The sequence below is a fragment of the Serratia sp. NA_112.1 genome (assembly GCF_052691715.1).
On the sequence record NZ_JBQZFO010000003.1, the window covers coordinates 359,683 to 376,893 of the forward strand.

The window sequence follows — 17,211 nt, forward strand, 5'->3', positions numbered from 1 at the left end:
CATGAAATTCAGTGAACTCTGGTTGCGTGAGTGGGTAAACCCGGCCATCAGCAGCGAAGCATTATCCGATCAAATTACCATGGCCGGCCTGGAAGTGGACGGCGTGGAGCCGGTAGCCGGTGCCTTTAATGGCGTAGTTGTGGGTCATGTCGTTGAGTGCGGTCAGCACCCAAACGCGGACAAACTGCGCGTGACCAAGATTAACGTGGGCGGCGACCGCTTGCTGGATATTGTCTGTGGTGCACCAAACTGCCGCACAGGTCTGAAGGTAGCGGTTGCTACCGTGGGCGCGGTGCTGCCAGGCGATTTCAAAATCAAAGCTGCCAAACTGCGCGGTGAGCCTTCGGAAGGGATGCTGTGCTCGTTCTCCGAACTGGGTATTACTGACGATCACGACGGTATCATTGAGTTGCCGGAAGATGCGCCGATTGGCACCGATATCCGTGAATATCTGAAACTGGATGACAACGCGATCGAAATCAGCGTAACGCCGAACCGTGCCGACTGCCTGGGCATTATTGGCGTAGCGCGCGATGTGGGGGTATTGAACCAGGTTGCACTGACCGAACCGGACATGAGCCCGGTTGTTGCCACCATTAATGATACGCTGCCGATCCGCGTAGATGCGCCACAGGCATGTCCGCGTTACCTTGGCCGCGTCGTGAAAGGTATCGACGTCAAGGCCGCGAGTCCGTTGTGGATGCGCGAGAAGCTGCGTCGTTGCGGCATTCGTTCTATTGATGCGGTGGTGGACGTTACCAACTACGTGCTGTTGGAACTGGGGCAGCCAATGCATGCCTTCGACCTGAACCGCATCGAAGGCGGTATCGTGGTGCGTATGGCGAGCAAAGGGGAACCTCTGACGTTGCTGGACGGTACCGAAGCCAAACTGAATGCCGATACCTTAGTGATTGCCGATCACCAGAAAGCCTTGGCGATGGGCGGCATCTTCGGTGGTGAACACTCAGGGGTGAATGAGTCCACCCAGGACGTGCTGCTGGAATGTGCGTTCTTCAATCCGCTGGCCATTACCGGCCGCGCACGCCGTCAGGGTCTGCACACTGATGCTTCTCATCGTTACGAGCGCGGTGTTGATCCTGCGCTGCAGTACAAAGCGATGGAGCGTGCGACTCGTTTGCTGATTGATATCTGTGGCGGTCAGGCCGGTCCGGTTATTGATGTAACCACCGAAAGTGAGTTGCCGAAGCGCGCTACCATTACTTTGCGTCGTGAAAAACTAAATCGCCTGATTGGTCATGTGGTGCCAAGTGAGCAGGTCAGTGACATCTTGCGTCGTTTGGGTTGCCAGGTGACTGAGCAGGGCGATAATTGGCTGGCGGTCGCGCCGAGCTGGCGTTTCGATATGGAAATCGAAGAAGACCTGGTGGAAGAAGTGGCGCGTGTTTACGGCTACAACAACATTCCTGACGTGCCGGTCCGCGCTGACCTGATCATGACCAAGCACCGCGAAGCAGATCTGACGCTGAAGCGCGTGAAGACCATGCTGGTCGATCACGGTTACCAGGAAGCGATCACCTACAGCTTCGTTGATCCTAAAGTACAGGCCTTGCTGCACCCAGGCGAAGAAGTGCTGATCCTGCCAAGCCCAATCTCGGTAGAGATGTCCGCCATGCGTCTGTCGCTGTGGACCGGCTTGCTGTCCGCGGTGGTTTATAACCAGAATCGTCAGCAGACGCGTCTGCGTCTGTTTGAAAGCGGCCTGCGCTTTGTCCCTGATACTGCGGCAAATCTGGGTATCCGTCAGGATGTCATGCTAGCAGGGGTGATTGCGGGCCATACGCATGAAGAACATTGGGATCTGGCGCGTAAGCCGGTCGACTTCTATGATTTAAAAGGCGATCTGGAGTCTGTGCTTGAGCTGACCGGTAAATTATCCGAAATTCAGTTCAAGGCGGAGGCTAATCCGGCCTTGCACCCAGGGCAAAGCGCAGCGATTTATTTCCAGGGTGAACGTGTAGGTTTCATCGGTGTGGTTCATCCGGAACTTGAACGTAAACTGGATCTTAACGGCCGCACAGTGGTGTTTGAACTGGAGTGGGACAAGGTCGCAAGCCGCGCCGTGCCTCAGGCGCGGGAGATTTCTCGCTTCCCGGCAAACCGTCGTGATATCGCCGTTGTGGTGGCTGAAAACGTCCCCGCAGAAGATATTTTGGCAGAGTGTAAGAAAGTTGGCGCAAATCAGGTAGTTGGCGTAAACTTGTTTGATGTGTACCGTGGCAAGGGCGTGGCAGAGGGTTATAAGAGCCTGGCTATCAGTCTGGTATTGCAGGATACCGCTCGTACACTGGAAGAAGAGGAGATAGCCGTTACCGTTGCAAAATGTGTAGAGGCTCTAAAACAGCGATTCCAAGCATCCTTGAGGGATTGAACCTATGGCGCTTACTAAAGCTGAAATGTCAGAACACCTGTTTGAAAAGCTTGGGCTTAGCAAACGGGATGCCAAAGACCTGGTAGAACTGTTTTTCGAAGAGGTTCGTCGTGCTCTTGAGAACGGTGAGCAGGTTAAACTGTCAGGTTTTGGCAATTTTGATTTGCGTGACAAGAACCAACGTCCGGGGCGTAACCCGAAGACCGGCGAAGATATTCCGATTACGGCGCGTCGCGTGGTCACTTTCCGTCCAGGGCAAAAGCTGAAAAGTCGGGTAGAGAACGCAAGCCCGAAAGAGTAAGTTGCGTGAAACCAAAAAAGGCCGCTTTTGCGGCCTTTTTCTTTTTAGAGGGTAATTTCGGTTTATTCTTAGGCCATAAATAATAAATACGACCCCCTAATAAAATTGATGTCCAATCTTCACATTAAAATAATTTATTACTTGCGGATTATTCTTGTATTTATTTAATATTCTGATGGGTGAAAGATAAACCAGGGGCCGAAGCCCCTGAAGATTAATAATGATTGTAGTAGTGACCCGGTCCGCTACCACCGTGAGGCCCGAAGCAACAGGCGCTAAGCGCCGTACTCAGTACTGCAACGGTCAATGGCCGCCCAATGCGTTTAATCATAATATTGTCTCTCTGGTGGGTGTTGGCTTTATTATAAATAGCGTCGGATATTTGGTGTGTCAGTTATTCGTTAAAGGTTGTTAGCGGCTTTTTTATTCAAAAAATAGAATGTATGGAATGTGTAAGGGTGATGAAAACGATCCGAAAATAGGCATTGGTGAGATAGGCGTAAAATAAGCACGCTGATATAACCCACTCAGCAAGAAAATAAATTCTGAGCATAAAATGAAAAAAAACCTGTTGCTGGTGTGTTTACCGCTGTTGCTGCCGGTGGCTGCGCAGGCGGATGTCTCTATCGATATCAACGTGCTGGGGGGGGCGGTGCATCTGGGGGAGCAGGACCATCGCGGCTACTATTGGGATGGTTATGACTGGCGTTCGCCGCAATGGTGGCATGAGCACCAGGGGCGTGGCATGGGGGAACGCAACAATCGGGGTATGTATTGGGATGGCGGCCGCTGGCAATCCTCGCCGCCGCGTGGCTACGAGCATCGTGGCCCTGATCGGGGGGGTAACCTGTTCCACGGTGAACGTGATAATCGTAACGACGGCAACCACCATGACAATGGTAACCATCATGACAACGGCGGTCGTGACAATGGCCGTGGTAAGGACAATGACCAGGGTAAACCTTACCCGCAAAACGATAACGCCCCTCATCGCTAATTGATTTAACGGCGGCTGATTTTGCCATCACCTACGGGTGATTGGCAGGATTAGCTGCTGTTTTCCTATGATTCACCTGATGCAATGCTTTCCCTTCGGGCGCTAACCCCCTAATATTTGACCCAGACGTCAATTATTCGGCCGCCTTGGCGGCCAGCAGGGAATCGCCACGCCTATGTCAGCCAGCCAGACCTTTACCTTATTGCTGCACAAACAACGCCATCGCGATAAACGCCAACTGTTGCTGCTTACGCTGGGTGTTGCCGTGGCCTTTGTTTTCAGCCTCAGCGCGGGCGACGTTTGGCTTTGGCCCTCACAGTGGGCGGGTGAAGCCGCGCAGCTGTTTGTCTGGCAATTACGCCTGCCGCGTGCGCTGGCCGTGATGTTGGTGGGGGCCAGCCTGGCGGTGGCTGGAGCGGTAATGCAGTCGCTGTTTGAAAATCCACTGGCCGAGCCGGGTTTGCTGGGCGTCGCCAACGGGTCGGGGGTGGCTTTGGTGCTAACGGTGCTGCTGGGTAACGGCCTGCTACCGGTAGCCTTTATGAGCTTGAGCGCCATTGCCGGCGCGCTGCTCATGACCTTTCTGTTGCTGAGCTTTGCCCGTCGAAAACGTCTGACCAATGCGCGGCTGCTGTTGGTGGGGGTCGCCTTGGGCATAGTGTGTAGCGCGGTAATGACCTGGGCGGTGTATTTTAGTTCCAGCCTGGATCTGCGCCAACTGATGTATTGGATGATGGGTGGTTTTGGCGGTGTCGACTGGCGGCAAAAATGGCTGGTGCTGGCATTATTACCGGTGCTGCTTTGGCTTTGTTGCCAGGGAAAGGCGCTAAACTTTATGGCGCTGGGCGAGGTACAGGCGCGTCAGCTCGGGCTTTCCCTGCATCTATGGCGTAATCTACTCGTGCTGGCTATTGGCTGGCTGGTGGGCGTCAGTGTGGCTTTGGCCGGGGTGATTGGTTTCGTCGGACTGGTCATTCCGCACATGCTGCGTCTCAGTGGCTTGACCAATCAGCGATATTTATTGCCGGGCTGCGCACTGGCTGGTGCCGGTGTGTTGCTTGCGGCCGATGTGGTGGCGCGTATTACGCTGCTGTCAGCTGAATTACCCATCGGCGTGGTAACCGCCACCCTAGGGGCACCGCTATTTATCTGGTTACTGACCCGGGTAAAAGGCTTAAGGTAGTTTCTCTGTTCACCTGTAAGTAAAACAAGAGGATAAGCTCCATGACTCAAGCGATTTATGACATTCCGTTGAACACTATCGAAAATCAATCCACCACGCTGGGCAAATATAAAGGCAGCGTGTTGCTGGTGGTTAATGTGGCTTCGGAATGCGGCCTGACCAAGCAATATGCCGGGCTGGAAGCCCTGTACGAAACCTACCGTGACCAGGGGTTTGAGGTATTGGGCTTCCCATCCAACGAGTTCCTCGGGCAGGAGCCTGGCAGCAACGAAGAGATCCTGGCGTTTTGCCGTGGCACCTTTGGCGTTGAGTTCCCGATGTTTGCCAAGCTTGAAGTGAACAGCGAAAACCGCCATCCGCTGTACCAGGCACTGATTGCCGCCGAACCGCAAGCCGCGGCACCGCAGGGCAGTGAATTCCTGGAGCGCATGAGCAGTAAAGGCCGGGCACCGAAGCAAACCGGTGACATTCTGTGGAATTTCGAGAAATTCCTGATCGGACGTGATGGCAAGGTGATCCAACGTTTTTCCCCGGACATGACACCGGAAGATCCTGCGTTGGTGGCCGCCGTCAAACAGGCGTTGGCCAAGTAATATTATAAAGAAGGAGCGATAATTCATAATGCTGCAACTCAGTCAGGTTGGGGTAGAAGGGCGTCTGGCCCCATTTTCAGCACAGGTCGATGCTGGGTTGCAGTTTCACCTTATTGGTCCGAACGGTGCCGGCAAAAGCACACTGCTGGCTTGCCTGGCGGGCATACTGCCCGGCACGGGCGAGATCCGGCTGGCAGACCAGCCGCTGGCGGGTTATCAGGGCCATGAACTGGCTCTGCGCCGTGCTTATTTAAGCCAACAGCAGCCGCCAGTGGCGCTGATGCCGGTATTCCAGTATCTGGAACTGCACCGGCCTGCAGGTAGCTCGGAACAGGCACTCGAGAGCACCATTCTTTATCTGTGCCAGCGTTTAAAACTGGTGGACAAGCTGTCGCGCATGCTGACTCAGTTGTCCGGCGGTGAATGGCAGCGAGTGCGCTTGGCTGCAGTACTGCTACAGGTATGGCCGACGGTCAATCCTCATAGCCAACTGTTGCTGCTGGATGAACCGACCAATAGCCTGGACGTGGCGCAGAAGGTGGCGCTGGATCGGCTACTGCGGGAGTTTTGTCAGAGTGGACGTAGTGCGTTGGTTTGTGCGCACGACCTTAATCATACCTTGCAGCAGGCCGATCGGGTCTGGTTGCTGCATGCCGGGCGTCTTGTCGCACAGGGAACCACGCGGGAAGTGATGGAGCCGGTATTTCTTTCACAGATTTATGACGTGGATTTTCATCTGCAGGCGGTGGGCGACCAGCGCTGGATTATGACCAAAACGGCATAATGGAGTAGTGCATCGAAAATGCACCATAAACGAAAATTAAACGGACCTGATATAAATAGCCGGGTAAGCACCGGCTTTATTTCCCACCATTCCTCAAAATCCTCCTGTTAATCTTGAAAACCGTCGCTGACGTGCTACGATGATTAAGTTCAAACAGAATAATTAAATAATTACATATAACTATAACTAATTGATTATCAAATTAATTTAATTTAGTGATACCCCCCGCAGATCAGATGGTTAGCTGATAATAAATCGCATCTTAAGGTTTAGTTAAGCTTGCGGCCGTACATTGTCAGTTAATCCACCAGGAATGATTCTCTCTGGCGTTTAATATTCGTTAAATAAAAGAGGTCTAAAGTGTCATTAAAGCAATTTGATACGTTTGGGGCTAACTATGGATCAATTTTTACCTTTCTCACGCCCGGCGATTGGCGATGAAGAAATCGCGGCGGTAGAAAAGGTATTGCGCTCAGGCTGGATCACCACCGGGCCGCAAAATCAGCAGTTGGAAAGTGAGTTCTGTGCCACCTTCGGCTGTAAACACGCCATCGCCGTCTGTTCCGCTACTGCGGGCATGCATATCACCCTGATGGCGTTGAACATTGGCCCGGGTGACGAAGTTATCACCCCCTCCCAGACCTGGGTTTCTACCCTCAACATGATTGAATTACTCGGCGCGACGCCGGTGATGATTGACGTTGACCGCGATACGCTGATGGTCAGCGCCAGTGATGTTGAAGCCGCCATTACGACGAAAACCAAAGCCATTGTTCCGGTGCACTACGCCGGCGCACCGCTGCAGATGGATGCATTGCGTGAGGTGGCCAAGCACCACAATCTCCCTCTGATTGAAGACGCTGCTCATGCGGTGGGTGCCCGTTACAACGGTGAATGGGTGGGGGCTCGCGGCACGGCAATATTCTCATTCCATGCGATTAAAAACCTGACCTGTGCTGAAGGCGGTCTGATCACCACCGACGACGACGAATTGGCAGATCGCCTGCGCTGTCTGAAATTCCACGGCTTGGCCGTTGATGCTTTTGATCGCCAGCAACTGGGACGCAAGCCGCAGGCCGAAGTGGTCGAGCCTGGTTACAAATATAATCTTTCCGATATCCACGCGGCTATCGCCGTGGTGCAGTTGGCCCGCTTGCCGCAGCTTAATGCTCGCCGCAAGGCACTGGCGCAGCGTTACCTCACGGCTCTGGAAGGTTCGCCTTTCCTACCGTTGGGATTACCTGATTATCCGCACGACCATGCCTGGCATTTGTTTATGGTGCGCGTTGACGCTGAACGCTGCGGTATCGATCGCGATCAGTTGATGGAACGCCTGAAAGAAGTGGGTATCGGTACTGGCCTGCATTTCCGTGCCGCCCATACCCAGAAGTTTTATCGTGATCGCTATCCGCAGCTTTCCTTGCCCAATACCGAATGGAACTCGGCACGTCTATGCACCTTGCCGCTATTCCCTGATATGACCGACGCCGATGTTGATCGCGTGGTTAAAGCCTTGTCTTCTGTTGTGGAGTCGTTACGTGTCTCGCGTTGAACTGATAAAAAAAGTTTCGGTGGTGATCCCGGTATATAACGAGCAGGAAAGTTTGCCTGCCTTGCTCGAACGTACCACCGCCGCCTGTAAACAACTGACCCAACCTTATGAAATTATCCTGGTCGATGACGGCAGCAGCGACAATTCTGCCGATATGCTGACCGCCGCGGCCGAACAGCCGGGCAGCTGTGTGATTGCCGTGTTGCTCAACCGTAACTATGGGCAGCATTCGGCGATCATGGCCGGTTTCAATCAGGTAAGCGGCGATCTGGTGATTACGCTGGATGCCGATTTGCAAAACCCGCCGGAAGAGATCCCGCGTCTGGTAAAAGTGGCGGAAGAAGGTTACGACGTAGTGGGCACTGTGCGTGCCAACCGTCAGGATTCCTGGTTCCGCAAAAGCGCTTCCCGCATCATCAATATGATGATCCAACGTGCCACCGGTAAAACGATGGGTGATTATGGCTGCATGCTACGCGCCTATCGCCGCCATATTATCGAGGCGATGTTGAACTGCCACGAACGCAGTACCTTTATCCCCATTCTGGCGAATACCTTTGCCCGCCGCACCACTGAAATTGATGTGCTGCATGCGGAACGCGAGTTTGGCGACTCCAAATACAGCCTGATGAAGCTGATCAACCTGATGTATGACCTGATCACCTGCCTGACCACGACACCGCTGCGTTTGCTCAGCGTAGTGGGCAGTGTGGTGGCGCTGTCCGGTTTTGTGCTGGCGGTACTGTTGATCGCCCTGCGTTTGATTATGGGACCTGAATGGTCGGGCGGCGGGGTGTTCACCCTGTTTGCCGTGCTGTTTACCTTTATCGGCGCCCAATTTGTCGGCATGGGCCTGTTGGGAGAGTACATCGGTCGCATCTATACCGACGTTCGTGCTCGTCCCCGTTATTTTGTTCAGAAAGTGGTCGGTGAACAGCCGAACCACAATACTCAGGAAGAAGAATAATGAAAGCTATCGTATTTGCTTACCATGATATTGGCTGCGCTGGTCTGAAAGCGCTGACTGACGCGGGCTATGAGGTTCAGGCGGTATTCACTCATACCGACGATCCTGGTGAGAACAACTTTTTCTCCTCCGTTGCCCGTGCGGGGGCCGAATTGGAGTTGCCGGTTTATGCGCCGGAAGACGTTAACCACCCGTTGTGGATCGAACGTATCCGTGAGATGCAGCCTGACATTATTTTCTCATTCTATTACCGCAATATGTTGAGCGAAGAACTGCTGTCACTGGCGCCAAAAGGCGGCTTCAATCTGCATGGCTCACTGCTGCCGCATTACCGTGGTCGTGCACCGGTAAACTGGGCGCTGGTAAATGGTGAAACCGAAACCGGTGCCACGCTGCACAAAATGGTTAAGCGTCCGGATGCCGGTGATATTGTTGGCCAGCACAAAGTGGCGATTGCCGCTGACGATACCGCGCTGAGCCTGCACAAAAAAGTGCTGGAAGCGGCACAGGCGCTGCTGAAAGAACAACTGCCGAAGCTGAAAAACGGCACTGCCTCATTCACCAAGCAAAACGAAGCCGAAGCCAGTTATTTTGGTCGTCGCACTGCGGCAGATGGTGAAATTCTGTGGCATAAGTCCGCTCAGGAAATCAACAACCTGGTTCGCGCCGTGACCGAACCTTACCCTGGTGCTTTCAGCTACCTTGGCCAGCGTAAACTGATTGTTTGGCGTGCCCGTGTGCTGGATACCCAGCACGTCAAGCAACCGGGTACCGTGCTCAGTACCTCTCCGCTGATCATTGCCTGCGGTGAAGGCGCGCTGGAAATTGTGGCCGGCCAAAACGATGTCGGTTTGTACGTGCAAGGCAGCCGTTTGGCGCAGGAAATGGGTATCGTCACCGACGTGCGCCTGGCCGCCAAGCCAAACGCAGTGATGAAACGCAGAACCCGCGTGCTGATCCTTGGCGTGAACGGTTTTATCGGTAACCACCTGACCGAACGCCTGCTGCGCGATGACCGCTACGATATCTACGGTCTGGATATCGGTTCTGATGCCATCAGCCGTTTCCTGGATAACCCGCGTTTCCATTTTGTGGAAGGGGATATCAGCATCCACTCCGAGTGGATCGAGTACCACATCAAAAAATGTGACGTGATCCTGCCGCTGGTGGCGATTGCCACACCGATTGAATACACCCGCAACCCACTGCGCGTATTCGAGCTGGATTTCGAAGAAAACTTGAAAATTGTCCGCGACTGCGTGAAATACAACAAGCGCATTATCTTCCCGTCCACCTCCGAGGTGTACGGCATGTGTGACGACAAGGAATTCGACGAAGACCACTCACGCCTGATTGTCGGCCCGATCAACAAACAGCGCTGGATTTACTCGGTATCCAAGCAGTTGCTGGATCGAGTGATCTGGGCCTACGGTGCCAAAGAAGGCTTGAAGTTCACGCTGTTCCGTCCGTTTAACTGGATGGGCCCACGCCTGGATAACCTGGATGCCGCACGTATCGGTTCTTCCCGTGCCATTACCCAGTTGATCCTCAACCTGGTGGAAGGTTCGCCAATTAAATTGATGGACGGCGGGGCGCAAAAACGTTGCTTCACCGACATCAATGACGGTATCGAAGCGCTGTTCCGCATTATCGAAAACCGTGATGGCCTGTGCGATGGCCAGATCGTTAACATCGGTAACCCGACCAACGAAGCCAGCATTCGCGAATTGGCAGAAATGCTGCTCGAAAGCTTCAATAACCATCCGCTGCGCGAGCGTTTCCCGCCGTTTGCCGGCTTCAAGGATGTTGAAAGCAGCAGCTATTACGGTAAAGGCTATCAGGACGTTGAGCACCGCACGCCGAGCATCAAGAATGCTCGCCGCTTGCTGGATTGGCAGCCAACCATCGCCATGCAGCAAACCGTCGCTGATACGTTGGATTACTTCCTGCGTACGACCGTTCAGGAAGGTGATGGTGCATGAAGAAAGTCGGTCTGCGAGTTGACGTAGATACCTTCAGCGGCACCCGGGAAGGGGTGCCGCAGTTGCTGGAGCTGTTCGACAAGTACAATATTCAGGCCAGTTTCTTCTTCAGCGTTGGACCGGACAATATGGGGCGCCATTTGTGGCGCCTTTTACGTCCGAAATTCCTGTGGAAAATGCTGCGCTCCAATGCCGCATCACTGTACGGCTGGGATATTTTGCTGGCAGGCACGGCCTGGCCGGGGCGTAATATTGCCCGTGCCCTGGGGCCGTTGATGAAACTGACTGCCCAGGCTGGGCATGAAGTGGGGCTGCACGCCTGGGATCACCAGGGTTGGCAGGCCAAAGTTGGCCGATGGTCAGAAGCGCAACTGATGCAGCAGGTTCAGCTCGGTGTAGATGCGTTGGCCAACAGTACCGGTCAGCCTGTCAAATGTTCGGCGGTTGCCGGTTGGCGTGCCGATACGCGGGTGCTGGAAGTGAAGCAGCGCTTTGGTTTTCACTACAACAGCGATTGCCGTGGCACCCATCCTTTCCGTCCGGTGTTAAGCGATGGTCGGTTGGGAACCGTACAGATCCCGGTCACGTTGCCCACCTTTGATGAGGTGATTGGCAGTGAAGTCAGTATGAGCGACTTCAACGATTATATTCTGCTGGCGATTGAAAACGATTGTGGTGTGCCGGTGTATACCATTCATACCGAAGTGGAGGGCATGTCACAGGCCGCAATGTTTGAGCAGTTACTGCAGCGGGCGCAACGGCAGGGCATAGAATTCTGTCCGTTAAGCGCACTGTTGCCTCAAGATTTGGCGTCATTGCCATTGGGCCGCGTCGAGCGTGCTTCTTTCCCTGGCCGCGAAGGTTGGCTGGGTTGTCAAACCGATGTGAAGGACGATTCATGAAGGCGCTAAAAGGATCATGGGCCATTTTGTTGGCCATTTTTTTTTCTTTGGTTTACCTGATTCCGCTCAACGGTCGCCTGCTATGGCAACCGGATGAAACCCGCTACGCCGAGATTAGCCGCGAAATGCTGCAACGCGGCGACTGGGTAGTGCCAAATTTGCTTGGTCTGCGTTATTTTGAAAAGCCGGTGGCCGGCTACTGGTTCAATAACATCAGCCAATGGTTGTTTGGCGATACCAACTTTGCGGTACGTTTCGGTTCGGTATTCAGTACCGGTATAACGGCGTTGCTGGTATTTGCACTGGCGATGTTGATGTGGCGCAATGCGCGCCGCGCCAGCCTGGCGACGTTGATTTTCCTGTCGATGGTTCTGGTGTTCAGTATCGGCACCTACAGCGTGTTAGACCCAATGATTTCCTTGTGGCTGGCCGCCGCGATGGTCAGTTATTATCTGACGCTGAAAGCGACCACGGCCAAAGGCAAGCTGGGCACCTACGTGCTGTTGGGGCTGGCCTGCGGTATGGGCTTTATGACCAAGGGCTTCCTGGCACTGGCGGTGCCGGTGATCGCGGTGATCCCGATTGTCATTCAACAACGGCGAATTAAAGATCTGCTGATCTATGGCCCAGTGGCTATCGTGGTGGCAGTACTGTTGAGCTTGCCTTGGGCACTGGCCATCGCACAGCGTGAGCCGGATTTCTGGAACTACTTCTTCTGGGTGGAGCATATTCAACGTTTCGCCGAGGACAACGCGCAACATAAAGCCCCGTTCTGGTATTACATCCCGATTTTGATGGCGGCGGTGTTGCCCTGGTTGGCGCTGCTGCCGGGATCCTTGCTCAAAGGCTGGCGGGAACGCGTTCTGCGCCCGGAACTGTTCTTCCTGCTTAGCTGGGTCATGATGCCGTTGATCTTCTTCAGCATCGCCAAGGGCAAGCTGCCGACCTATATTCTGCCGTGCATGGCCCCCCTGGCATTGCTGATGGCGGCCTATGCCGAAGATTGCGTGGCGGCATTGCGCAGCAAGGTATTCAAGGTTAACGCCGTATTAAACGGATTGTTTGGCTTAATTGGCATCTTGGCGCTGGTGGTTCTGGGCTCCGGACTGTTACCCAAAGTGCATTTGTTTACCGCACAGGAGTGGCCGAAGATTGTTATCGGCATTATCGCCTTTGCCGGTTGGTTATTGTTTGCCGTAGTATCGGTGCGTAACAATGCGCAACGTTGGAGCTGGGCAGCGGCTTGTCCATTACTGCTGTGCCTGTTGATTGGTTACGCCATTCCGCAACAGGTGACCGACTCCAAGCTGCCGCAAAACTTTATCCGGGTGAATATGGCTGAATTAGGCCATAGCCGCTACGTGCTGACCGACAGCGTTGGCGTGGCGGCAGGTTTGGCCTGGGAGTTGAAGCGCAGCGATGTATTGATGTTTAACCAGAAGGGAGAGGTTTCTTATGGTTTGGAATATCCGGATGCGCGCAGTCATTTCATCAGCGACAGTGATTTCCCGCAGTGGTTGGCGCAGGCGCGCAAGCAGGGGGATGTCTCACTGGTGTTGCAGTTATCGCGTGGAGAAAGCGTTGATCAGCAAAACCTGCCTAAGCCAGATAAGGTCGAGGTGATGAACCGCCTGGCGTTGTTCTGGTACCAACAGCAGCCATGATAGTCGGCTATTTGTTGGTGGTCGTGGTCAGTCTGCTCACCTGTGGTGGGCAGCTGTGCCAGAAACAGGCCGCTCTGAGCTGGCAGTTACCCCCCGACGTCAGACGGGGGGTAACGCTGCGCTGGTTGGCGCTGGCCGTTTTGTTGCTGGGGCTGGGCATGGCGGTGTGGCTTAACGTATTGCAACGTTTGCCGCTTAGCCTGGCCTATCCGGCGCTCAGCCTGAATTTTGTACTGGTAACGCTGGCCGCCCGCTGGCTGTTTAATGAGCCCACTACCGCACGCCATTGGTACGGAGTGGCTTCAATCATGCTGGGGATCCTGCTGATGAGTATCAATCCATGAGAGGCTATGCCTGGGGCGCGGCCAGCGTGCTGCTAGTCACGCTGGCACAGTTGCTGATGAAGTGGGGCATGGCCCAGATCCCACTGATGTCATTTGCCGACGTCACACTGAACCTGTTTATTCAGTACTGGTTGCCGTTACTGACGGTCAGCGGCGGCATTTTCGGCTATGCACTATCAATGCTGTGCTGGTTCTTCGCGTTGCACCATTTGCCACTTAACCGTGCTTATCCTCTGTTGAGTGTAAGCTACGCGCTGGTCTATCTGGCAGCGGTGCTTCTGCCCTGGTTTAATGAGTCCGCCACGCTGATGAAAACCTTGGGCACGCTGTTTATCCTTTTTGGCGTGTGGCTGATTAACAGTCAGACCAAGGTAAAAACGCCCCAGTAGAGCAAAAGCGGTGTCAATTCGATTATCTCCTTCACCAGGCTTGCCTTTTTCCCCCACTGGGGGATAAATTAGCCCCAAATAGCGCTTTCCTTAGCTAGTGTCGGCTTTGCCTCGCAGGCGGTAGGCTTTGCGGGGGCATGAAGCGGCAATCTGTTCAATGAAGGGATATTATGCGGATGCGTATTTGGTTTTTATTAGCCAGTTTAATTCTTGCCGGTTGTAGCAGCCATGCACCGCCGCCGAGCGGTAAATTGGCCGATTCGATTGTGGTTGTCGCTCAGTTAAACGAACAGCTGCGTCAATGGTACGGCGCTCCTTATCGCTATGGCGGGTTAGACCGCGGTGGCGTCGACTGCTCTGGGTTTGTTTATCGCACCTTCAGCGATCGTTTCGATATGCAATTACCACGCTCTACTGAAGAGCAAACCTCGCTGGGAACCAAAGTCTCGCGCGATGAGCTGATGCCAGGTGATCTGGTGTTTTTCAAAACCGGTGGTGGTGAGAATGGTTTGCACGTTGGTATTTATGACACCAACGATCAGTTTATCCATGCCTCGACCAGCCGCGGCGTGATACGTTCCTCGCTGAACAACGTATACTGGAAGAAGGTTTACTGGCAGGCGCGGCGCATTTAGTTCTAACCTCTTGATTTGGTGTATCATGGCGGTATCATATCCTTAACGGTGACTGCCATGAGTAACTTACGCCTGCTGATTTCCGATTCCTACGATCCCTGGTTCAATCTGGCCGTGGAAGAGTGCATCTTCCGTGAAATGACGACGCAGAAAATTCTGTTCTTGTGGCGCAATGCCGAAACCGTGGTCATTGGTCAGTCACAAAACCCCTGGAAAGAGTGCAACACCCGCCGCATGGAGCAGGACGGTATTCGTCTGGCACGCCGCAGCAGCGGCGGTGGTGCGGTATTCCACGATTTGGGCAATAGCTGTTTTACCTTTATGGCGGGAAAACCCGGTTACGATAAAACCGTCTCTACCGGCATTATTCTGCAGGCTCTGGCTCAGTTGGGCATTACGGCCAGCGCATCGGGACGCAATGATCTGGTGATTGAGACCGCAGAGGGCGTGCGTAAAATCTCCGGCTCGGCCTACCGGGAAACTCAGGATCGCGGGTTCCACCATGGCACCCTGTTGCTGAACGCGGATCTCAATCGCCTGGCCGATTACCTTAATCCGGACCCTAAAAAGCTGCAGGCCAAGGGCATCACCTCGGTACGTTCTCGCGTTGCCAATCTGGCGGAGTTTAAGGCCGATATCAGCCACCAGCAGGTATGCGAGGCTATAACTCAGGCGTTCTTTGACTATTGTGGTGAGACTGCGAAAGCAGAAATCATTTCTCCCGATGTTTACCCCGACTTGCCGGATTTTGCCGCTCAGTTTGCCAAACAAAGCAGCTGGGAATGGAATTTCGGCAAGGCGCCTGCGTTCAGTCACCTGCTCAATGAGCGGTTTTTCTGGGGTGGGGTAGATATCTTCTTTGACGTGGAAAAAGGCGCCATTTGCCGGGCGCAGATTTTTACCGACAGCCTCAACCCGGCACCGTTGCAACGGTTGGCCGAGATGCTGGTGGGCTGCACCTATCGCAGTGAGGCGTTGGCTGATTGTTGCGATGCTTTGATTGTGCAGTACCCAGAACAGGCCGCAGAATTAACCGAACTGCGTCAATGGTTGCTTGAAACGATCAAATAACGTGCGGATCCTGAATGCTCCGGGATGAGGCAACTCATCCCTTTTTTATGTCACAAGTTTGCCTCTCTTCCATGTCGCAATCCTTTTTTCAAAAAAAATGCAGCAAAAACATTAAGATAGCATATTTACCCGAAAATCAAGGTGGGCATTTTTTTGCCGATTCAATGCAAGGAATAACGCCAGGAATTGATGCGTTATTAAACTTAATCAGTTAAGCTCACTGCGTTGTACATAGGCCAGAGATACGGGTTTGATATTTAAAGTAGAGTAGGAATTTCTTTAATTAAAACAATGTCGATAAGTCAAATTTTCAGAATTACCCTATCCCATAAGCTAAATATTTCTCAAATTCATGCCGTGGGCGACGGTTGTAGCCTTAAGAAAAATTGATTTTATATCCGCGTTGCGTTCGCCCAATATAGCTTTAATCTATCAATTAAATGATAAATCATGACTGACTGCATTGATATTTCCGATTAATCTCAGAGGGATTGATCGATAAAATATATTGATATACGATGAGAGCTTCGCCATTCAGCCTATGGCATTGAAATGAAAATCCAACTCGAAGCTGACTTTATTAGTAGCTATGTTTTTCAACCTGTTTACTCAATGGAGGGCAGGCTGTTGGCGGTGGAAATCCTGAGCCGCTTTGATAGTCTGGACGGTGATTTGGCGATGCCGGCTGACATTGGGATTAATTTATTGTCCACCGATCAAAGGATTGAGTTATTTAATGAACAATTGAGTTTGGCGGAGCAGAATGCCGCCTGGTTTTTTGAAAATGAGGTATTGTTGACGCTTAATGTCGAAGAAACCCTGGCCGATTTGATTCTTGCTGACGGTCAATTGTGCGAACGGATCAGACAATGGTCATTTATCGCCTTTGAAATCAGCGAGGGTTTTCCGAATCTTTCGGCGGGGAAAAACAATGAAAAAATTCGTCGGCTTAGTGAGAAATTCTCACTGTGGTTGGACGACTTTGGTTCTGGTCAGGCAACGCTAACCGCATTGTATGATGGTCTATTCGACTACGTGAAAATCGATAAGCGTTTTTACTGGCAGTTGTTTACCCACCAGGGTTATGACGTGGTGATTGACTCGCTATTAAAGAATATCAATCTGCTGTGCAAGGGAGTCATCGTAGAGGGAATTGAGAGGAAGGAATATTTTAATAAGCTCAGACACGCCGGCATTTTTGGCCTGCAAGGTTTTTTATGGCCCAGCGTTGGTGTGGATAATTTGGCGGCGTTACGGGTAACACCCGATGAGTTCAAAAACAATAATTGAGAGTACTGCACACACACAATGGTTCCAATAATGGACGGGATGAGGTGGTTGCTATCCCGGTACTGTTATTCATTATCAATCTCTCGCTGATAAAGTATTTTATTCATCAGCGCAAAAAGTTTTTTAAGCCGTATCGGCATACATAAAAGCCAATCCACTCGCATCTGT

General features: G+C 52.8%; 16 protein-coding genes. All 16 read left to right on the forward strand.

Going from position 1 to position 17,211, the window contains the following annotated elements:
* The first annotated feature begins 1 nt into the window (after position 1).
* The 16 genes from pheT (at position 2) to ACUTQ5_RS09645 (ending at position 17,043) form a co-directional block, all read left to right on the forward strand.
* Complete coding sequence (pheT, locus tag ACUTQ5_RS09570; RefSeq protein WP_445651051.1) at positions 2 to 2,389, forward strand: phenylalanine--tRNA ligase subunit beta; 2,388 nt, start codon at positions 2 to 4, stop codon at positions 2,387 to 2,389.
* Positions 2,390 to 2,393: 4 nt separating this feature from the next.
* On the forward strand, positions 2,394 to 2,690 hold the full coding sequence (gene ihfA / locus ACUTQ5_RS09575) for an integration host factor subunit alpha (RefSeq protein WP_004943604.1): 297 nt from the start codon (positions 2,394 to 2,396) through the stop codon (positions 2,688 to 2,690).
* Positions 2,691 to 3,246: 556 nt separating this feature from the next.
* Positions 3,247 to 3,687: a DUF2502 domain-containing protein gene (locus ACUTQ5_RS09580; RefSeq protein ID WP_445651052.1), complete on the forward strand. Its 441-nt coding sequence runs from the start codon at positions 3,247 to 3,249 to the stop codon at positions 3,685 to 3,687.
* Between the two features lie 175 nt (positions 3,688 to 3,862).
* On the forward strand, positions 3,863 to 4,870 hold the full coding sequence (gene btuC, locus ACUTQ5_RS09585) for a vitamin B12 ABC transporter permease BtuC (protein ID WP_445651053.1): 1,008 nt from the start codon (positions 3,863 to 3,865) through the stop codon (positions 4,868 to 4,870).
* Between the two features lie 41 nt (positions 4,871 to 4,911).
* Entirely contained in the window at positions 4,912 to 5,463 is a 552-nt protein-coding gene (locus ACUTQ5_RS09590; protein ID WP_445651054.1) for a glutathione peroxidase, read from the forward strand.
* 28 nt (positions 5,464 to 5,491) lie between these two features.
* Positions 5,492 to 6,247 (forward strand): vitamin B12 ABC transporter ATP-binding protein BtuD, encoded by a 756-nt coding sequence (gene btuD, locus ACUTQ5_RS09595; protein WP_445651055.1) that lies wholly within the window; start codon positions 5,492 to 5,494, stop codon positions 6,245 to 6,247.
* A gap of 397 nt (positions 6,248 to 6,644) precedes the next feature.
* The gene (arnB, locus tag ACUTQ5_RS09600; RefSeq protein WP_445651056.1) at positions 6,645 to 7,799 is read left to right on the forward strand and encodes a UDP-4-amino-4-deoxy-L-arabinose aminotransferase; all 1,155 of its coding nucleotides are present in this window, start codon (positions 6,645 to 6,647) and stop codon (positions 7,797 to 7,799) included.
* Positions 7,786 to 8,766, forward strand: coding sequence for an undecaprenyl-phosphate 4-deoxy-4-formamido-L-arabinose transferase (arnC, locus tag ACUTQ5_RS09605; RefSeq protein WP_445651057.1), 981 nt, complete (start codon positions 7,786 to 7,788; stop codon positions 8,764 to 8,766). Before arnB ends, arnC begins: the two co-directional genes overlap by 14 nt.
* Positions 8,766 to 10,748: a bifunctional UDP-4-amino-4-deoxy-L-arabinose formyltransferase/UDP-glucuronic acid oxidase ArnA gene (gene arnA, locus ACUTQ5_RS09610; RefSeq protein ID WP_445651058.1), complete on the forward strand. Its 1,983-nt coding sequence runs from the start codon at positions 8,766 to 8,768 to the stop codon at positions 10,746 to 10,748. Before arnC ends, arnA begins: the two co-directional genes overlap by 1 nt.
* On the forward strand, positions 10,745 to 11,650 hold the full coding sequence (gene arnD, locus ACUTQ5_RS09615; RefSeq protein WP_445651059.1) for a 4-deoxy-4-formamido-L-arabinose-phosphoundecaprenol deformylase: 906 nt from the start codon (positions 10,745 to 10,747) through the stop codon (positions 11,648 to 11,650). The genes arnA and arnD overlap by 4 nt, the downstream gene beginning before the upstream one ends.
* Positions 11,647 to 13,314 (forward strand): lipid IV(A) 4-amino-4-deoxy-L-arabinosyltransferase, encoded by a 1,668-nt coding sequence (gene arnT / locus ACUTQ5_RS09620; protein ID WP_445651060.1) that lies wholly within the window; start codon positions 11,647 to 11,649, stop codon positions 13,312 to 13,314. Before arnD ends, arnT begins: the two co-directional genes overlap by 4 nt.
* On the forward strand, positions 13,311 to 13,658 hold the full coding sequence (arnE, locus tag ACUTQ5_RS09625) for a 4-amino-4-deoxy-L-arabinose-phosphoundecaprenol flippase subunit ArnE (protein ID WP_445651061.1): 348 nt from the start codon (positions 13,311 to 13,313) through the stop codon (positions 13,656 to 13,658). Before arnT ends, arnE begins: the two co-directional genes overlap by 4 nt.
* Complete coding sequence (gene arnF / locus ACUTQ5_RS09630) at positions 13,655 to 14,047, forward strand: 4-amino-4-deoxy-L-arabinose-phosphoundecaprenol flippase subunit ArnF (RefSeq protein ID WP_445651062.1); 393 nt, start codon at positions 13,655 to 13,657, stop codon at positions 14,045 to 14,047. Before arnE ends, arnF begins: the two co-directional genes overlap by 4 nt.
* A gap of 170 nt (positions 14,048 to 14,217) precedes the next feature.
* Positions 14,218 to 14,682 (forward strand): NlpC/P60 family protein, encoded by a 465-nt coding sequence (locus ACUTQ5_RS09635; RefSeq protein ID WP_012144893.1) that lies wholly within the window; start codon positions 14,218 to 14,220, stop codon positions 14,680 to 14,682.
* 57 nt (positions 14,683 to 14,739) lie between these two features.
* Entirely contained in the window at positions 14,740 to 15,753 is a 1,014-nt protein-coding gene (locus ACUTQ5_RS09640) for a lipoate--protein ligase A (protein ID WP_445651063.1), read from the forward strand.
* A gap of 552 nt (positions 15,754 to 16,305) precedes the next feature.
* Entirely contained in the window at positions 16,306 to 17,043 is a 738-nt protein-coding gene (locus ACUTQ5_RS09645; protein WP_445651064.1) for an EAL domain-containing protein, read from the forward strand.
* The last annotated feature ends 168 nt before the right edge of the window (positions 17,044 to 17,211 follow it).